The organism is Paraclostridium dentum (assembly GCF_048568265.1).
GTDB lineage: Bacteria > Bacillota > Clostridia > Peptostreptococcales > Peptostreptococcaceae > Paraclostridium > Paraclostridium dentum.
Genome location: NZ_CP183813.1, coordinates 166,428 through 182,904, shown reverse-complemented (window position 1 = coordinate 182,904; position 16,477 = coordinate 166,428). Strand labels below are relative to the sequence as shown.

Annotated in this window: 15 protein-coding genes; 2 read left to right on the top strand and 13 right to left on the bottom strand. The window is 29.2% G+C overall.

Annotated elements, in window-relative coordinates; all coding sequences use genetic code 11:
- Window positions 1–18 precede the first annotated feature (18 nt).
- From pstB to ACN6I1_RS00795, 9 genes are all read right to left on the bottom strand, one after another.
- Window positions 19–774 (bottom strand): phosphate ABC transporter ATP-binding protein PstB, encoded by a 756-nt coding sequence (gene pstB / locus ACN6I1_RS00835; RefSeq protein WP_021430165.1) that lies wholly within the window; start codon window positions 772–774, stop codon window positions 19–21.
- A gap of 1 nt (window position 775) precedes the next feature.
- Window positions 776–1,600, bottom strand: coding sequence for a phosphate ABC transporter permease PstA (pstA, locus tag ACN6I1_RS00830; RefSeq protein ID WP_021430334.1), 825 nt, complete (start codon window positions 1,598–1,600; stop codon window positions 776–778).
- 1 nt (window position 1,601) lies between these two features.
- A complete protein-coding gene (gene pstC, locus ACN6I1_RS00825; protein WP_085282889.1) occupies window positions 1,602–2,507 on the bottom strand; it encodes a phosphate ABC transporter permease subunit PstC in 906 nt (301 codons plus the stop codon).
- A gap of 229 nt (window positions 2,508–2,736) precedes the next feature.
- Window positions 2,737–4,521, bottom strand: coding sequence for an oligoendopeptidase F (gene pepF, locus ACN6I1_RS00820; RefSeq protein ID WP_419742399.1), 1,785 nt, complete (start codon window positions 4,519–4,521; stop codon window positions 2,737–2,739).
- A 26-nt stretch (window positions 4,522–4,547) separates the two neighbouring features.
- Complete coding sequence (locus ACN6I1_RS00815) at window positions 4,548–5,399, bottom strand: DegV family protein (RefSeq protein ID WP_226892056.1); 852 nt, start codon at window positions 5,397–5,399, stop codon at window positions 4,548–4,550.
- Window positions 5,400–5,446: 47 nt separating this feature from the next.
- Complete coding sequence (locus ACN6I1_RS00810; RefSeq protein ID WP_419743286.1) at window positions 5,447–6,067, bottom strand: MgtC/SapB family protein; 621 nt, start codon at window positions 6,065–6,067, stop codon at window positions 5,447–5,449.
- 151 nt (window positions 6,068–6,218) lie between these two features.
- Window positions 6,219–7,055 (bottom strand): mechanosensitive ion channel family protein, encoded by an 837-nt coding sequence (locus ACN6I1_RS00805; RefSeq protein ID WP_025162336.1) that lies wholly within the window; start codon window positions 7,053–7,055, stop codon window positions 6,219–6,221.
- Window positions 7,056–7,180: 125 nt separating this feature from the next.
- Entirely contained in the window at window positions 7,181–7,354 is a 174-nt protein-coding gene (locus tag ACN6I1_RS00800) for an aspartyl-phosphate phosphatase Spo0E family protein (RefSeq protein WP_021430156.1), read from the bottom strand.
- Window positions 7,355–7,419: 65 nt separating this feature from the next.
- Window positions 7,420–7,929, bottom strand: a complete 510-nt coding sequence (locus ACN6I1_RS00795) for a Gx transporter family protein (RefSeq protein WP_419742398.1) — start codon at window positions 7,927–7,929, stop codon at window positions 7,420–7,422.
- Window positions 7,930–8,103: 174 nt separating this feature from the next.
- Here ACN6I1_RS00795 and ACN6I1_RS00790 point away from each other — a divergent pair, with 174 nt between their 5' ends.
- Both ACN6I1_RS00790 and feoB read left to right on the top strand, forming a co-directional pair.
- Window positions 8,104–8,322, top strand: a complete 219-nt coding sequence (locus tag ACN6I1_RS00790) for a FeoA family protein (protein WP_025162334.1) — start codon at window positions 8,104–8,106, stop codon at window positions 8,320–8,322.
- Between the two features lie 11 nt (window positions 8,323–8,333).
- On the top strand, window positions 8,334–10,262 hold the full coding sequence (gene feoB, locus ACN6I1_RS00785; protein ID WP_021430273.1) for a ferrous iron transport protein B: 1,929 nt from the start codon (window positions 8,334–8,336) through the stop codon (window positions 10,260–10,262).
- A 58-nt stretch (window positions 10,263–10,320) separates the two neighbouring features.
- On the opposite strand, the gene htrA is transcribed toward feoB, so the two are convergent.
- The 4 genes from htrA to ACN6I1_RS00765 form a co-directional block, all read right to left on the bottom strand.
- Window positions 10,321–11,403 (bottom strand): serine protease HtrA, encoded by a 1,083-nt coding sequence (gene htrA, locus ACN6I1_RS00780; protein ID WP_419742397.1) that lies wholly within the window; start codon window positions 11,401–11,403, stop codon window positions 10,321–10,323.
- A gap of 147 nt (window positions 11,404–11,550) precedes the next feature.
- Window positions 11,551–12,903 (bottom strand): glucose-6-phosphate isomerase, encoded by a 1,353-nt coding sequence (locus ACN6I1_RS00775; protein ID WP_021430123.1) that lies wholly within the window; start codon window positions 12,901–12,903, stop codon window positions 11,551–11,553.
- A 181-nt stretch (window positions 12,904–13,084) separates the two neighbouring features.
- Entirely contained in the window at window positions 13,085–14,707 is a 1,623-nt protein-coding gene (locus ACN6I1_RS00770; RefSeq protein WP_025162331.1) for a Na/Pi cotransporter family protein, read from the bottom strand.
- A 143-nt stretch (window positions 14,708–14,850) separates the two neighbouring features.
- Window positions 14,851–16,449, bottom strand: a complete 1,599-nt coding sequence (locus ACN6I1_RS00765; protein ID WP_419742396.1) for an NAD(P)/FAD-dependent oxidoreductase — start codon at window positions 16,447–16,449, stop codon at window positions 14,851–14,853.
- Window positions 16,450–16,477 lie beyond the last annotated feature (28 nt).

Sequence of the window (16,477 nt, the reverse complement as noted above, 5' to 3'; positions counted from 1 at the left end):
GATTATTTTATATTTATTTTATCCAAATCTTCCTGTTATATAATCTTCTGTACGTTTATCCCTTGGACTAGTAAATATAGTTTTTGTTTCGTCAAATTCTACAACTTCTCCTGATAGGAAAAATGCAGTTTCATCCGATACACGAGCGGCTTGTTGCATATTATGAGTTACTATTACTATAGTGTATTTATCTTTTAACTCATCTATTAATTCCTCTACTTTAGATGTTGATATCGGATCTAGCGCTGAAGTTGGCTCATCCATTAATATTACTTCTGGCTTCATAGCTATTGTTCTAGCTATACAAATACGTTGTTGCTGTCCTCCTGATAATCCTAAAGCTGATTTATTTAATCTGTCCTTAACCTCTTCCCAAATAGCAGCTCCTCTTAAACTTTCTTCAACAATCTTATCTAATGTAGCTTTATCTTTTATTCCATGTATTCTAGGTCCATAAGCAACATTATCATATATACTCATTGGGAATGGATTTGGTTTTTGGAATACCATTCCTACTTTTGTACGTAGTTTTATAACATCATCAGATTTATATATATCTTCTCCGTCTACAGATATTTCCCCTTTTATTTTAACATTTTCAATTAAATCGTTCATTCTATTTAAAGTTCTTAAAAAAGTTGATTTTCCACATCCTGAAGGTCCTATTAATGCAGTTACTTTATTTTCTTTTATCTGCATGTCTATTCCTTTTAATGCTTTGTTATCTCCATAGAAAAGTTCTAAGTTTTTTACATTTATTTTTATATTATTCATCTTAATAGCTCTCCTTACTAAGCTTTTTAACTATAAATTTAGCTAAAGTATTTAAACATAATACTATAATTATTAAAACTACACCTACACTAGCTGCTTGTTGTATATTTCCAGTTTCTTTGGCAACTAAGTAAGATTGAACTGTAAGTGTTCTAGCACTATCAAATATGCTAGTTGGCATTTGTGCTACTGTTCCAGCTGTTAATAATATAGCTGCTGACTCCCCAACCACACGACCTATTGATAGTATTATTCCTGATAAAATCCCTGGTAATGCACTTGGTACTATTACTTTGTATAGAGTTTGGAATTTTGTAGCTCCCATAGCTAAAGATGCTTCTCTATATCCTTGTGGAACTGTCTTTAATGCTTCTTCTGTTGTACGTATTATTACAGGTAAAATTATTATAGCTACTGTTAATGATCCTGCAATAATTGAATATCCCATTTGAAGTGTTATAACAAAGAATATACCTCCAAATAATCCATAAACTATAGATGGTATACCTGCTAAACTCTCTGTTGCAAATCTTACAATATTAACTATTGGTCCTTTTTTAGCATATTCTTGTAAATATACTGCCGCTAAAACACCTATTGGTGTAGCAACTATTAATGATAAAAATACTGTATATAAAGTTGTGACGATCATTGGTAGTATTCCACCATCACCACTTGCTGAATAATCACTAATTAAAAAGTTTAGGTTTATTCCCCCAATACCCTTTATAAATATAAATCCAACTATTACTAACAACATTCCTATTGTAAATATAGCTGATAGCCAAACTGCCGCCTTTAAAAAATTTTCTCTTAATTTTCTCATATTAATTGCCTGCCTTATTAGAAAGTTTACTTAATACTAAGTTAAGTACTAATATAAATATAAATAGTACAACTCCTGTCGCAAATAACATCTCTTGATGTGTTCCAAATGCGTATCCCATTTCTAATGCAATATTAGTTGTTAATGGTCTTACACTATCCATAAGTGAGTTAGGTAAAACTGGTGAGTTACCTGCAACTAGTATTACTGCCATAGTCTCACCTAAAGCTCTTCCTGTTCCTAATACTACCGCCGCTAAAATACCTGATTTTGCAGCTGGTAAAACTACTTTAAATATTGTTTCAATTTTTGATGCTCCTAAAGCTAAAGACCCTTCTCTATAAGCATCTGGTACAGCTTTAATAGCAGTTTTTGAAACAGCTATTATTGTAGGTAACATCATTATAGAAAGAACTATTATTACAGCAAATAAACTTTGTCCCTTTGGTAAATTAAATACATCTTGAATATTGGGAACAATAACTGCTAATCCAAATAATCCATAAAGTACAGATGGTATTCCTGCTAATAAGTCAACTCCAGAACTTATTATGTTTGCTATTTTTTTAGGAGCTACTTCTGCAATAAATGCTGCCGTAAGAATTCCAATCGGAGCTCCTATTAAAAGTGCACCTATTGTTGATAAAATTGATGCTACTATCATAGGTAAAATTCCATATTGATCTGCACTTGGAACCCATGAAGTACCTGTTAAAAAGTCTATAAATGAGTATCCCTTTGATATAAATGGTGTAAGCCCTTTATAAAAAACAAAACCTATAATAAGTAATAAGCTAATTACTGCAATTAAAGCACTTATCATAAATACATTTTTTGCTATTTTTTCTATTGTATACTTTGTTTTGTTGTTATTTTTAGTTTTAATCAGTTGCTCATTAGCTAACATAAATACCTCCATTTTTTTATAACTCTTATGATTTCTAATTTATAATTTTAGTTTGTCAACTTTACTATGCTTTATTCTTTTTTAAGTTTTTTCTCTACAATTCAATAATAAAGTTTAAATGTTAAGTTTAAATTAGAGTTATGTTAACTGAAAGTAAAGTATGTTAACTCGCCGTAAAATGATGTTTTTCAAACTAAATTAAATATTTTCAAAAAAAAGAGAATGTTGATTAACATTCTCTCTCTAATTCATTTACTAATTCTTTAAATACATGTAATGCATTTTCTATAGATTCTTTTTTCTCCATGTCTACTCCAGCAGCTCTTAGTTGATTAAGTGGATATTCTGATCCTCCACTTTTTAAGAATTCTATATACTTCTCAACAGCTGCATCGCCTTCTTTTAAGATTTTTTCACTTAAAGCACTAGCTGCTGAAAATCCTGTTGCATATTTATATACATAGAAATTTGAATAAAAATGAGGTATTCTAGCCCATTCTAATCCAATTGGTTCATCTACTATACAAGATTCCCCATAGTATTTTTTATTTAAATCATAATATATTTCTGTAAATTCTTTAGCAGTTAACGGTTCTTTGTTTTCTACTTTTTCATGAGTTATCTTTTCAAATTCAGCAAACATAGTTTGTCTATATACTGTAGTTCTGAATTGTTCTAAATAATAATTTAAAAGATACATTCTTTCTTCTTTTGATTTTGAGTTTTCTAATAAATAATTTACAAGTAATAATTCATTTAAAGTTGATGCAACTTCTGCTACAAATATTTTATATGATGAATATAAATATTCTTGATTACTTCTTGAGTAGTAACTATGCATAGAATGTCCAAGTTCATGAATCAATGTAAACAATGAGTTTAAATCATCCTTGTAGCTCATCAATATGTATGGAGATGAATCATAACTTCCCCACGAATAAGCTCCACCTTGCTTACCTTCATTTTCATAAACGTCTATCCATCTTTCATCAAAAGCTTTTTTAACAACACTTAAGTATTGTTCACCTAATGGTTTTAATGCTTTTAATATTATTTCTTGTGCTTCTTCATAAGTTACCTTCATATCAAAGTTTGATGTTATAGGTACATATAAATCATACATATGCATTTCGTCTATACCTAAATATTTTTTTCTTAAATCTACATATTTATTTAATGTATCTAAACTCTCATCAACTGCATCAATTAAGTTATTATATACATCTACGCTTATATCATCTTGGAATAATGAACCTTCTATAGCTGATTTAAAGTTTCTCATTTTCGCATAGAAAATTTCACTTTTTATTCCACCGTATAAAGTTGATGCAAATGTATTTTTATATTCATCGTAAGTTGAATACACAGCATCAAATGCATCCTTTCTAACTCTTTTATCTTTGCTCTTTAAGAACGCAGAATAATTTCCATGAGTAATTTGTACAGTTTCGCCCTTTTCATCTTTTATTTCAGGGAATTTTAAATCTGCAAAAGAAAACATTTCATATACATTTTCAGCTATTCCACTTAAATCTGAAGCTGCTGCTAGTATTTCTTCTTCTTTTTCTGTAAGTGTATGAGGTTTATCTCTTAGTATTTCATCTAAATGTTTTTTATAAAAGCTTAATTTTTCATCACTTAAGTACTCTTGTAATTTTGATTCATCCATTGCTATTATCTCTGGAACCATATATGATGTTGCCATCGATAGTTCTGTAGATAACATTTCAGTCTTAGTAGCTTTAGCCTGATTCTCATTTTTTCTAGTGTCTTCATGTTGTTTCATATGAGTATATACATATAAATTTTGAAGTATTCTAGATGCTTTTTCTGAATCTGTTAATACCTTATAAAGGTTTTCTTTGCTATCAGCAAGTTTTCCTTTATAAGTTTTAAGTTCACCTATAATTTCATCTACTTTTTTTATATCTTGGTCTATAGCTTCTTCACTTTTATACATAGTGTCTATATCCCATTTAAACTTTTCTTCTATAGAAGCTCTATCTAATCCCATAATTTCACTCCTTTGTTTATAATATTTTACAGAACAGCTATTAATATTGCTCCTTCTGATGTGTAAGTTCCCATAACAGGACCTATACTTGATATTATTATGTCCTTATGTTCATAATTTTCTTCTATATGTTTAGCTATTTTTTCAGCTTTTTCTTTACAGTTTGAATGTCCTATAACTAAAGTTTTATTTTTTATATCATGAACATTGTTTTTTACCTTTTCAAATAGCTTTTTCATACTATTACCTTCGCCTCTTGCTTTATCTATAGGTTTAACTAATCCTTCTGATATTTCTATTATAACTTTAAAGTTAAGCGCATTTATTAATTTTCCAGCAATAGGATTCACTCTTCCACCTTTTATAGCGTTTTCAAGCGTATCTAACGCACCATAAAAAGCTATGTCTCCTTTTATATCTTCTAAGTATTCAACTACTTCTTTTAAACATTTTCCTTCTTCTATTAATTTGTTAGCTTTATAAACCATTAATCCAACTCCTATAGACCCACTTAATGAATCTACAACAGCTATTCTTTTTTCACTTTCAGGATTATGTTCTAAATATATATTTTTAGCTAATACAGCACTACTATAAGTACTAGATAATTTAGAAGTAAGTGTAATAATTAATATTTCCTCTTCTTCACAGTCAAACATTTCTATGAATCTCTCAGGTGATGGACTTGATGTCTTCGGTAATTCTTTGCACCCCTTCATTTTCTCATAAAACGTTTCTTCAGTAATTTCTTCTCCGCCTATATAGTTTTCCTCTCCAAATGCTATATTTATTCCTACAACTTTTACTCCCATTTTATCTAATAGTTCTTTAGGGAAATCAGTTGACCCTTCAATTATTACTCTTATGTTTGTCTTCAATTCATACACCTCGATTTTAATTATAGCTATATCTTATTTTATATATTTTAATGTAAATAATCTACACTTATTATATTTTTTAGGTCATTTAATTCTAATATTATCTTTTCTACCATAATTCGTCTATCATAAACAATGAAAAAGTTTATTATATAATCATTTTCTCCACTAACTACATCAATATTACTAACATTTATTTGAGATTTTTCAAGTTTATTGTATATAGTAGAAATAATATTTACATTATCTACCTTTATAGTTAATATATTTTGCTTTTTTCTAAAAACTACCTTATCTATATTTTTCAATATATATAATGTAACCATTACAAATAGCCACGCTGATATTCCTAATATATATTGACCATATCCTATAGCAATTCCTATACACGCTGTTGCCCATATTCCCGCTGCAGTAGTAAGTCCTCTTATTCCGCTTGAGTTTTTAAGTATAGCTCCTGTTCCTAAAAAACCTATACCTGATAATACTTGAGCTGTTAATCTTGATGGATCTAAATTTGTTTTTGAACTATACTCAATAAATAATATTACAGATGTTATAGCTGTTATGCACGATCCAATTGAAACCAAAATGTGTGTTCTAAATCCTGCAAATTGATACGACTTTTCCCTCTCTAGTCCAGTCAGTCCTCCTATAATAAGAGCTATTAATAATCTAGTTAAAATTTCAGTAGGTGATATTTTACTCCCCCTCCTTTATAGTTAGGTATATTTATATTTATATTTGCAGGGGTTAGTCCATTATTACGACTATATTTTAACCGAAAATAAAAAGGACTATTTTGAATAGTCCTTAATCTTAATCACACATATTTTGTTTAACTATATTTATATGAGTAGGGTAAGCTATATTTATTCCATTATTTCTAAATGTTATGAGTATCTGCAATTTTGTGTCTTTAAGAACTGTAAAGTACTTATGAGATTGAACAACACCTGTTATAGTGTACTTAGCTCCTACAGACTTTTCTTCAATATCTGTAACTCCATATACGCTAAATGACCCAGCATTTTCCTTCCCCTTTTTTGTATGTAAAAATTCTTTATGTCTTTCATTTAATATGTCGCATACTTCTTCTAAAGACTTAATAACTTCTAGAGGATCTTCTTGATATGGAACTCTAACACTTACAACTACTCTCATATTTTTCCTGCTATAATTTCTGATACTAACAATATTTCCATTTGGAATAGTTACTCTTCTCAAATCCCAATCTCTTAAGCTGGTGCTCCTAAGACCTATTTCTTCTATAGTCCCTCTATATTTTTCATTTATATAAACAAAGTCACCAACTTGTATTTGTTTCTCAAATATTATAAAAAAACCATTAAATATATCTTTTAATATGCTTTGAGATGCAACCCCAGCTATCAATCCGACTATACTTGCTCCTGTAACCAAAGTACCAAATTTAGTTACATCTACTATATTAAATTCTTTCAATAATAATATTATTGTCAAAATAAATATCACATAGTATGACATTGAGCATAAAAGACTGTTTAAAGTATTTTCATATCTTACGTCAAATCTAGTAAATTCAAATAGTTTTTTTAAAAAGTATTGTATTAATTTTAATAAAACGTACGCACAAACAATTATAATAACTGAGTTTATTAACTTTGCTAAAATCATAATTAATACCTTTCTTTTAACAATTTCTATATCTCAATTATTAATTATTAACTCTATATTTAAATCATATACCTAATCAAACTAGTTTATATATCAATTTTTTGACACACAAAAAAGCCTTCTCTTTATTCGGAAGACTCTTTGCTAAGCTGTATATACTTATTTATCGCTTGATCAATTTTATTACTCGTACTAACCAACTCGTCTTTAAATATATCCGGGTATTCTATATAAGTATTTATTTCTTCCCTTAAAGCTTCTATTTCTTTCTTTAGCAAAACCAGTTCATTTTTAGTCATATTATCACCATAGTTACAAATTTATATATATTCATTTATATTTTAACAAGGTTTTCCCTAGTGTGTCAATAAACGTTTTTATCAATACTAGATAACTTTCCTACTGTAAATTTAGAAGCAATTCCAACAAACAGCCCAGTTATTATAGATGCGAACAACATATATGGTAAATATCCAAATATCATCCCATTTTTTATTAACATTCCAGCCACTGCTAACTGCCCTATATTATGACCAATAGCTCCTATGACGCTTACCCCTATTAATGAAAATTTATTAATTTTTAAAGCTAAGTACATAAATATCAAACTTAAGTATGAACCCGCTATACTAAACAATAAATATGATATTGGTCCTGCAAATATAGATGACATAATAACCCTTACAGATAAAATTATGAATGTATCTTTTAGACCAAATAAAACTAAAGAAGTTAACGTAACTATATTTGCAATCCCTAACTTAGCGCCTGGAAATATAGCAATTAGTGGGTTTGGCATATAGCTTTCTATTATATACAATATTAAGCTGTATCCAACCATCAATGACATATGAGCCAGTTTTTTAGTCTTCATATATTTTGCTCCCCCTTAGTTGAAATTTTCTATTACCTATATATTACCATAGTCTTAAAGTAAGTTTTTTAATTATTTTTTTAATCTATACACTATTTATTGACTTTTTGAATATTAAATGGTATATTTATATTATAATTAATTGAGAATGAAACTCATTAGGAGGTGCTAATGATGACTGTTTACGATTTAAAAGTCGGTGAAAAAGGTATCATTAATAATATATATGGAAACGAAAAATTAGCTAAAAGATTATTAGCTCTTGGATGTATAAATGAAACTGAAATAGAAGTAAGAAAAATCGCTCCATTAGGAGATCCTATATTAGTTCGTTTTAGAGGATTTGATTTAGCGATAAGAAAAAGTGACGCAAAAAACATTAGCTTAAAATAGGAGGTATCATCGTGATTAATGTTGCATTATTCGGTAATCCTAACGTTGGTAAAACTACAGTGTTTAATATTCTTACTGGATCTAAACAATATGTAGGTAACTGGCCTGGAGTTACTATAGAAAAAAAAGAAGGATTTATAAATGAAGATATTAAGGTTGTAGATCTTCCTGGTATATACGCTATGGATACATTCTCTAACGAAGAAAAAGTATCTAAAAGATTTTTAGAAAGCGGAGATGTAGACTTAATATTAAACATAGTAGATGCATCTAGCTTAGATAGAAACTTATATTTAACTACTCAGCTTATGCAATACAATAAACCAATTATATTATTGCTTAATATGATAGATGTTGCAGAAGCTAAGGGTGTACACATAGACCCAGCAAAGCTTGAAAAGGAATTAGGGGTTAAAGTAATACCTATAGTTGCTAAGAAAAAAGAAGGTCTTGAAAATATATCTAATGAAATAAAATCATGTTTAAATACAACTTTTAATTATAGAAAAGATTTTGGAAACGAAATAAATACCTATAAGGAAATCGAAAAAATATTAAGTAAATCTATGAAGTCGGATTCTAAAAATAAAGAAAGTATTAGTAGTAAATTAGATAATATAATATTAAATCCAATATTAGCTTATCCTATATTTGTTTTAGCACTATTAACACTTTTTAAATTTACATTTGAATGGGTCGGTGGGCCTCTTCAAACATTAACAGAAACTTTAATAGATACTTATATAGCTACACCTGTAGATGCTTTATTAGCAAATTCTAGTCCTTGGTTCCATTCACTAATAGTAGATGGAATAATAGGTGGATTAGGTGGAGCTCTACCATTCTTCCCATTAATATTTGTATTATTCTTAGGAATGTCATTCTTTGAGGATAGTGGATATATGGCTAGAACAGCATTCTTAATGGATAACATAATGAAAAAAGTTGGTTTATCTGGTAAAGCATTTATACCTATGATAATGGGATTCGGTTGTGCTTCTCCAGCGATAATGGCTACTAGAACTTTAGAAAGTGAAAAAGATAGAAAAGTTACAGCACTTATTGCTCCGCTTATGACTTGTGGTGCTAAAGTACCTGTTTACGCATTATTTGTTTCTATATTTTTCCCTAAAAATGCAGCTATTGTAACTACATCTTTATATCTATTAGGTATAGTAGTTGCAATAATAATAGCCTTAATATTAAATAAAACAGTGTATAAAGCTGATATAGAACCTTTTGTTCTAGAGTTACCAGAATACAAACTTCCAACTCTAAACGCTCTATTTAAAAATACATGGAATAAAGCTAAAGGTTTCTTAATAAAAGTTTGTACAATAATGTTTGCTATGTCTGTTGTTATATGGGCATTATCATCATTTAATTTCAGCGGATTTACTAGTGATATAAATAGCAGTTTCTTAGCTTTAATCGGTGGATTAATAGCTCCTATATTTGCTCCTTTAGGATTCGGAGATTGGAGAGCAGGAGTTTCTATATTAACTGGTATAAGTGCAAAAGAAGTTCTTATAAGTACAATGGAAATACTTTACGGAAATTTAAATACAGTTTTACCAACAGTGTTTACAAGTGTTTCAGCTTATGCATTTTTAGTATTCTCTGCTTTATATACTCCATGTATAGCAGCTTTATCTACAATGAGAAAAGAATACGGAAGCAAAATGATGATGATATCAGCAGTTTACCAATTTGTTTTAGCTTGGATTGTAGCATTCATAGTTAAAACTCTAGGTTCATTAGCATTTGAAGGTGCTTCAGCTTCTTCATTAGTAGAATTATTAGTTGGAGGAATAATCGTACTTGCAGCAGCATTTATTCTTTATAAGAACGTAAAAGCAAAAGGTAATGGATGCTCTGGTTGTTCTGGTTGTTCTAGCAGCGGTTCTTGTCCTAGCAGCAAAAACAAAATGACAAGTTAATCTATTTAATATAAATAAAAAAAGATGGGATTAGATCCCATCTTTTTTTATTTATATATTAGAATTTAACATCTATAGTTATATTCTTTCCACCTCTGTTTACTTCTACCTTAGCTTTATCTCCTACTGAGAATTTATATAATGCTTTATTTAAATCACTCATTGATGTTATTTTTGTATCTCCAACCTTTGTTATTACATCTCCTGCTTGTATTCCTGATTTTTGAGCTGGAGTATTAGCTACTACTTCTGCTATATAAACACCTTCATCAGCAGCTAAGTCAGTTCCTGTTGTTGTTTCAAATGTTTTTACATCTATACCTTTTATACCTAATGTTACTTTTTCAAATTTACCATCTTTGATAATTTGCTCTACTATAGGTTTTGCTGTATTTATAGGTATTGCAAATCCTAATCCTTCTGCTCCAGATGCTTTAGCTGTGTTTATACCTATAACTTCTCCTTTATCATTTAATAAAGGTCCTCCACTGTTACCTGGATTTATACTTGCATCAGTTTGTATAAGCCCTGTCATATTAGATTGCTCTGTTTGTATACTTCTATCTAATCCACTTATTATTCCTTGAGTAACACTTTTTTGGAATTCTAATCCTAGTGGATTTCCTATTGCTACTGCTAAATCTCCAGTTCTTACAGAATCACTATTTCCTAAGTCTGCTACAGGAAGTCCTGTCTTATCAACTTTTACAATAGCTAAATCTATAGTTGGATCATTCCATAAAACTTTTCCCTTTGAAGTTGATCCATCATTAAATAGAACATTTACATCAGATGCTTTTCCATCAGATACAACATGTGAATTTGTTAATATGTATCCTTTAGAATCTACTATAAACCCTGTTCCTACACCTTGTGATTGTTGTGGTATTGCAAATATATTATTAGTATCTATTGTAGTAGTTGTTATACCTACTACAGAAGGCATTGCCTTGTCAGTTACTGCATGATATATATTTTCACTTTTAGTCCCTTCATTTACAACTATATCTTGTTTATTCCCATCCGTTTTAGATGATAGCTTATCCCCAAGTATAAAAGCTGTTATAAAACTTCCAACCATCGCACTTATTATACTAACTATTATAATAAGAGTTATACTAGTCTTCTTTCCACTACTCATATATTTATCCCTCCTATTTAATTTTTATATTATTTTACTTTTGTATTATTATTATTTTTTTAATGCTTTTATATTCTTAAATATAAAAACACTATACAGTTAATTTCTGTATAGTGTTTATTATATAACTGTATCCTTAATTAAACCTTAATTGTTTAATCTTTTTTCTAATTCAGCTCTTTCTTTTTCAAAACCAGGCTTTCCTAATAAAGCAAACATATTTTTCTTGTATGCTTCTACTCCAGGTTGATTGAAAGGATTTACCCCTAATAAGTATCCACTTAATGCACATGCTTTTTCAAAGAAGTAAACTAAGTATCCAAAGTTATACTCATCTAATTGAGGTATATTTACTATTAAGTTTGGAACATTTCCATCTGTATGTGCTAATAAAGTTCCTTGGAAAGCTTTCTTATTTACAAAGTCAACAGTCTTGTCAGCTAAGTAATTTAAACCATCTAAATCTATTTTTTCTTCATTTATAGTTATTTCTCTTCTAGTTTTTTCAACATTTAAAACTGTTTCAAATATTATTCTTTTACCTTCTTGTATATATTGTCCCATAGAATGTAAATCTGTTGAAAAATCTACTGAAGCTGGATATATACCTTTGTTATCTTTTCCTTCACTTTCTCCGTAAAGTTGTTTCCACCACTCTCCAACATAATGTAAGCTTGGCTCATAATTTACCATTAACTCTACATCTTTACCTTTTCTGTGAAGAACATTTCTAGCTACAGCATATTGATAACTGTAGTTTGACTTTAAGTCAGGATTAGAAAAATCATCCATTGCATCTTTTGCACCTTGCATCATAGCATCTATATTTATATCACAAACTGCTATTGGTAATAATCCAACAGGAGTTAATACTGAGAATCTTCCTCCAACATCATCAGGTATTACAAAGCACTCATATCCTTCTTCATTTGCTAAAGATTTTAATGCACCTTTCTTAGAATCAGTTGTAGCATATATTCTTTTACTAGCTTCTTCTTTTCCATACTTTTTCTCTAAGAAATCTTTGAATACTCTAAACGCGATAGCTGGCTCTGTTGTAGTTCCTGATTTAGATATAACATTTATAGATACATCTTTATCTTTGATTATATCTAGTAAATCTAACATGTATGTAGAACTTATATTTTGACCTACAAAATAAACTTCTGGAGATTTTCTTTCTTCTTTAGTTAAGTTGTTTCTAAATGAGTGTCCTAATGTTTCTATTGCAGCTCTTGCTCCTAAGTAAGATCCACCTATTCCTATAACTAAAAGTACATCTGAATCTTCCTTTATTTTTTGTGCAGCTTTTTTTATTCTATCAAACTCTTCTTTATCATAATCACTAGGTAAGTTTACCCAACCTAAGAAATCGTTCCCCTCACCAGTTTTATTATGTATCATTTCATGAGCAACTTTTACATACTCGCTCATACAATCGATTTCTTTTTGGTTAAAAAAACCTATTGAATTACTATAATCAAAACTTAACTTTTTCATAGCCCATTACCTTCCTTATCTCGTTAAAAATTTATTATATAGAAAATTATATCAAACAATATGTATTTTTCCAAATTAATTATAATATTTATTTATAATTTAATTATAATATTTTCAATTATTCATTTATATATACAAAACTCCTGTATATTTTTTATACAGGAGTTTGTCGATAATTATATTATTGTTTTTCTAATTTGTTTGCTATAACTTGTTGAGCTATATTAACCGCATGGTCTGATATTCTTTCAAGGTTAGATATTAAATCTAAGAATATAATTCCGCTGTCTATACTACATAAACTATTATTTAATCTATGTATATGATTTGCTCTACATGATTTTTCCATTATATCAACTTGTTCTTCCATCTTTATAACTTTACAAGCTAAGTCTACATCATAAGTTTTCATAGCTTGTAATGCATAATCATAAGTTGCTATAACTTTATTGTATAATTCTCTTACTTCTTCAGTTCCTTGCTTAGATAATTTTAAATCTGAATCAATTATATCTTGAGCTAACTCAGCTATATTTTCAGCATGGTCCCCTATTCTTTCTATATCATTTACTGTATTAAATAAAGAATCTACTATATCTCTAGCATCTTCATCTAAATGAGCTTTTGATAATTTAAGTAAATAGTTTAGAATTCCCTTTTGTAATTCATTCACTACTTTTTCATGTTTAAATGATTTATCTATATTCTCTTGAGATTGTTCTAAAAATCCATCTATTGCATAATTTACACTTTCTTTAGCTTTTTTACCCATTCTTAAAGTTTCTTTAACTACACTTGCTACAGCTATTGATGGTGTCTCAACTATTCTATCATCTAGATACTTTATAGCTTTGCTTTCATCTTCTTCTCCAGCTTTATCTGGAACAAGTTTTATAGCAAGATTTATGATAAACTTCGTAAATGGAAGTAGTATAATAACTGATATTATATTGAATAATGTATGAGTGTTAGCTATTTGTCTAGCTACATCACCAGGATTCATATTAGTTACAAAGCTTACTACTGGTTTGTTTAATACTATTAAGAACACTGCCGTACCTAAAACATTGAATATTAAGTGCATAACTGCTGCTCTTTTAGCATTTCTAGACGCTCCAACACTTGATATTAATGATGTAACGCATGTCCCTATATTTTGTCCGTATAATATAGGTAATGCTGCATTTAAAGGTATTAATCCTTGTGATGCTAAGGCTATAAGCATTCCCATAGAAGCACTTGAACTTTGAACTATAGCTGTTATACCAAATCCTAATAATAATCCTAATAAAGGATGATCTCCAAAACCTACTAATAAGTCTGTAAATCCTTTATATTCAGCCAATGGTTCAACTGCATTTTTCATAAAGTCCATACCAGTAAATAATATACCAAATCCAATTAATATTTCTGCTATGTTTTTAACTTTTGGCTTAGATGCAAATAAATATAAAATAATACCGATCCCTAATGCTATAGGTGCCATTCCATTTAAGTCAAATGATACAAGCTGAGCAGTTACAGTAGTTCCTATGTTAGCTCCCATTATAACGCCTATTGCTTGTGTTAAGTTCATTATACCTGCATTTACAAATCCAACTACCATAACTGTTGTAGCACTACTACTTTGTATGATTGCAGTAACAAATGCACCTACAATAACTCCCATGAATACATTACTAGTAAGAAGTTCAACTATTCTTTTAAGTTTTGATCCTGCTGATTTTTCAAGACCCTCTGCCATTAAGTTCATTCCATATAAGAATAAACCCAATCCTCCCATAAGGCTAATTACTATATCCAATTTCATGTCCTCCTTGAAATATTTATACTATTAGTCTACAAATATAGCGCCTTATCCATTTTATCAAACAGCTTGTCTAGTTTTGTTAAATCTATGTTAAATATTAAAAATATATTAAATATTTATTAAATTGTGGTTAACTTTTAATTTTCGCAATATTTAGAAATAATTTTTTCAGCACACTTTATTCCATCTACAGCTGCAGTCACTATTCCGCCTGCATATCCAGCGCCTTCACCACTAGGATATAAATCTTTGACATTAACAGATTCTAATGTTTTCTCATCTCTAACTATTCTTATAGGTGCAGAAGATCTAGTCTCTACCCCTGTTAGAACTGCATCATTCATAGCAAATCCATTTAATTTTTTATCTAATAAAAGTAATCCTTCCTTCATTGTGTCACATACAAATTTTGGTAAACAACCTCTCAAATCTACAAATTCGTATCCTGGTTTATATGAAGGTCTTACAGATCCTAATTCAGTACTTACTCTATCATTTAAAAAGTCTCCTACTAATTGAATTGGAGCTTTATAGTTTTTACCACCTAGTTCAAATGCTAACCTTTCATATTTTTCTTGGAAGTAAACTCCCGCTAACGGATGGTCACTTTCAAAGTCCTCTGTAGTAACATTTACTAAAACTGCACTATTTGCGTTCTCTTGGTCTCTAGCATGTTCACTCATCCCATTAGTAACAACTTGTCCTTCTTCAGATGCTGAGGCTATTACAGTCCCTCCTGGGCACATACAGAAAGTATATATACTTCTTCCATTTGATGCATGTTCAACTAATCTATAGTCTGCTGCCCCTAATCTAGGATGATCATGGAACTCTTTGTATTGAGATTTATTTATTAATGTTTGAGGATGCTCTATTCTTGCTCCTATAGCAAAAGGTTTTTGAGTTATTTTTACACCTTGCTCATATAACATCTTATACGTATCTCTAGCACTATGTCCTATTGCAAGTATTACAGCCTCTGTTTCAAAAGTTTCTTTATCATTTACAATTACAGATTTTATTTCATTATTTTCTATATCTATCTTTGTAACTTTAGCATCAAATTTAACTTCTCCGCCTAGTCTTATAATTTCTTCTCTTATATTTTTAACTACTTCTTTTAATATGTCTGTTCCAACATGCGGCTTATATGAATATAATATCTCTTCTGGAGCTCCAAAGTTAACAAGTTCTTCTAAAACCTTTCTGCATCTTATATCTTTTATTCTAGTAGTTAATTTTCCATCTGAAAATGTTCCTGCTCCCCCTTCTCCAAATTGAACATTAGATTTTGAATTAAACTTTCCATCTTCCCAGAATTTTTTAATATCTTCTGTTCTTGTATCTACATCTAGTCCTCTTTCAAGTAGTATTGGATTATATCCTCTTTGAGCTAAAACTAATGCTGCAAATAATCCAGCCGGCCCACTTCCTATTACCACAGGTCTGTTTTTTAACTTTTCAGTACCACTTTGCACATCTGTATATGATTTTTCTTTAACTTCTACAACATCTTTAATTTTTGATTTTTTTAATATGTTATTTTCATGCTTAAGTTCTACATCAACAGTGTAAACAAAATCTATTTTGCCTTTTCTTCTAGCGTCTATAGATTCTTTATATATCTTATAATTAAGTAATTCTTTTTCACTAATTTTTAATTTTTTTAATAACATAGGTTTTATATTATCTAAGCTTTCATTTATATCTAATTTAATATTAGAAACTCTTAACATGTCATACCTACCTTTCTTTAGTAAAAAT

Bases quoted from the DNA above. Each gene is read 5' to 3' on its own strand.
- pstB (WP_021430165.1), bottom strand. From the start codon at position 774: ATGAATAATATAAAAATAAATGTAAAAAACTTAGAACTTTTCTATGGA.
- pstA (WP_021430334.1), bottom strand. From the start codon at position 1,600: ATGAGAAAATTAAGAGAAAATTTTTTAAAGGCGGCAGTTTGGCTATCA.
- pstC (WP_085282889.1), bottom strand. From the start codon at position 2,507: ATGTTAGCTAATGAGCAACTGATTAAAACTAAAAATAACAACAAAACA.
- pepF (WP_419742399.1), bottom strand. From the start codon at position 4,521: ATGGGATTAGATAGAGCTTCTATAGAAGAAAAGTTTAAATGGGATATA.
- ACN6I1_RS00805 (WP_025162336.1), bottom strand. From the start codon at position 7,055: ATGATTTTAGCAAAGTTAATAAACTCAGTTATTATAATTGTTTGTGCG.
- ACN6I1_RS00800 (WP_021430156.1), bottom strand. From the start codon at position 7,354: ATGACTAAAAATGAACTGGTTTTGCTAAAGAAAGAAATAGAAGCTTTA.
- ACN6I1_RS00795 (WP_419742398.1), bottom strand. From the start codon at position 7,929: ATGAAGACTAAAAAACTGGCTCATATGTCATTGATGGTTGGATACAGC.
- ACN6I1_RS00790 (WP_025162334.1), top strand. From the start codon at position 8,104: ATGACTGTTTACGATTTAAAAGTCGGTGAAAAAGGTATCATTAATAAT.
- htrA (WP_419742397.1), bottom strand. From the start codon at position 11,403: ATGAGTAGTGGAAAGAAGACTAGTATAACTCTTATTATAATAGTTAGT.
- ACN6I1_RS00775 (WP_021430123.1), bottom strand. From the start codon at position 12,903: ATGAAAAAGTTAAGTTTTGATTATAGTAATTCAATAGGTTTTTTTAAC.
- ACN6I1_RS00765 (WP_419742396.1), bottom strand. From the start codon at position 16,449: ATGTTAAGAGTTTCTAATATTAAATTAGATATAAATGAAAGCTTAGAT.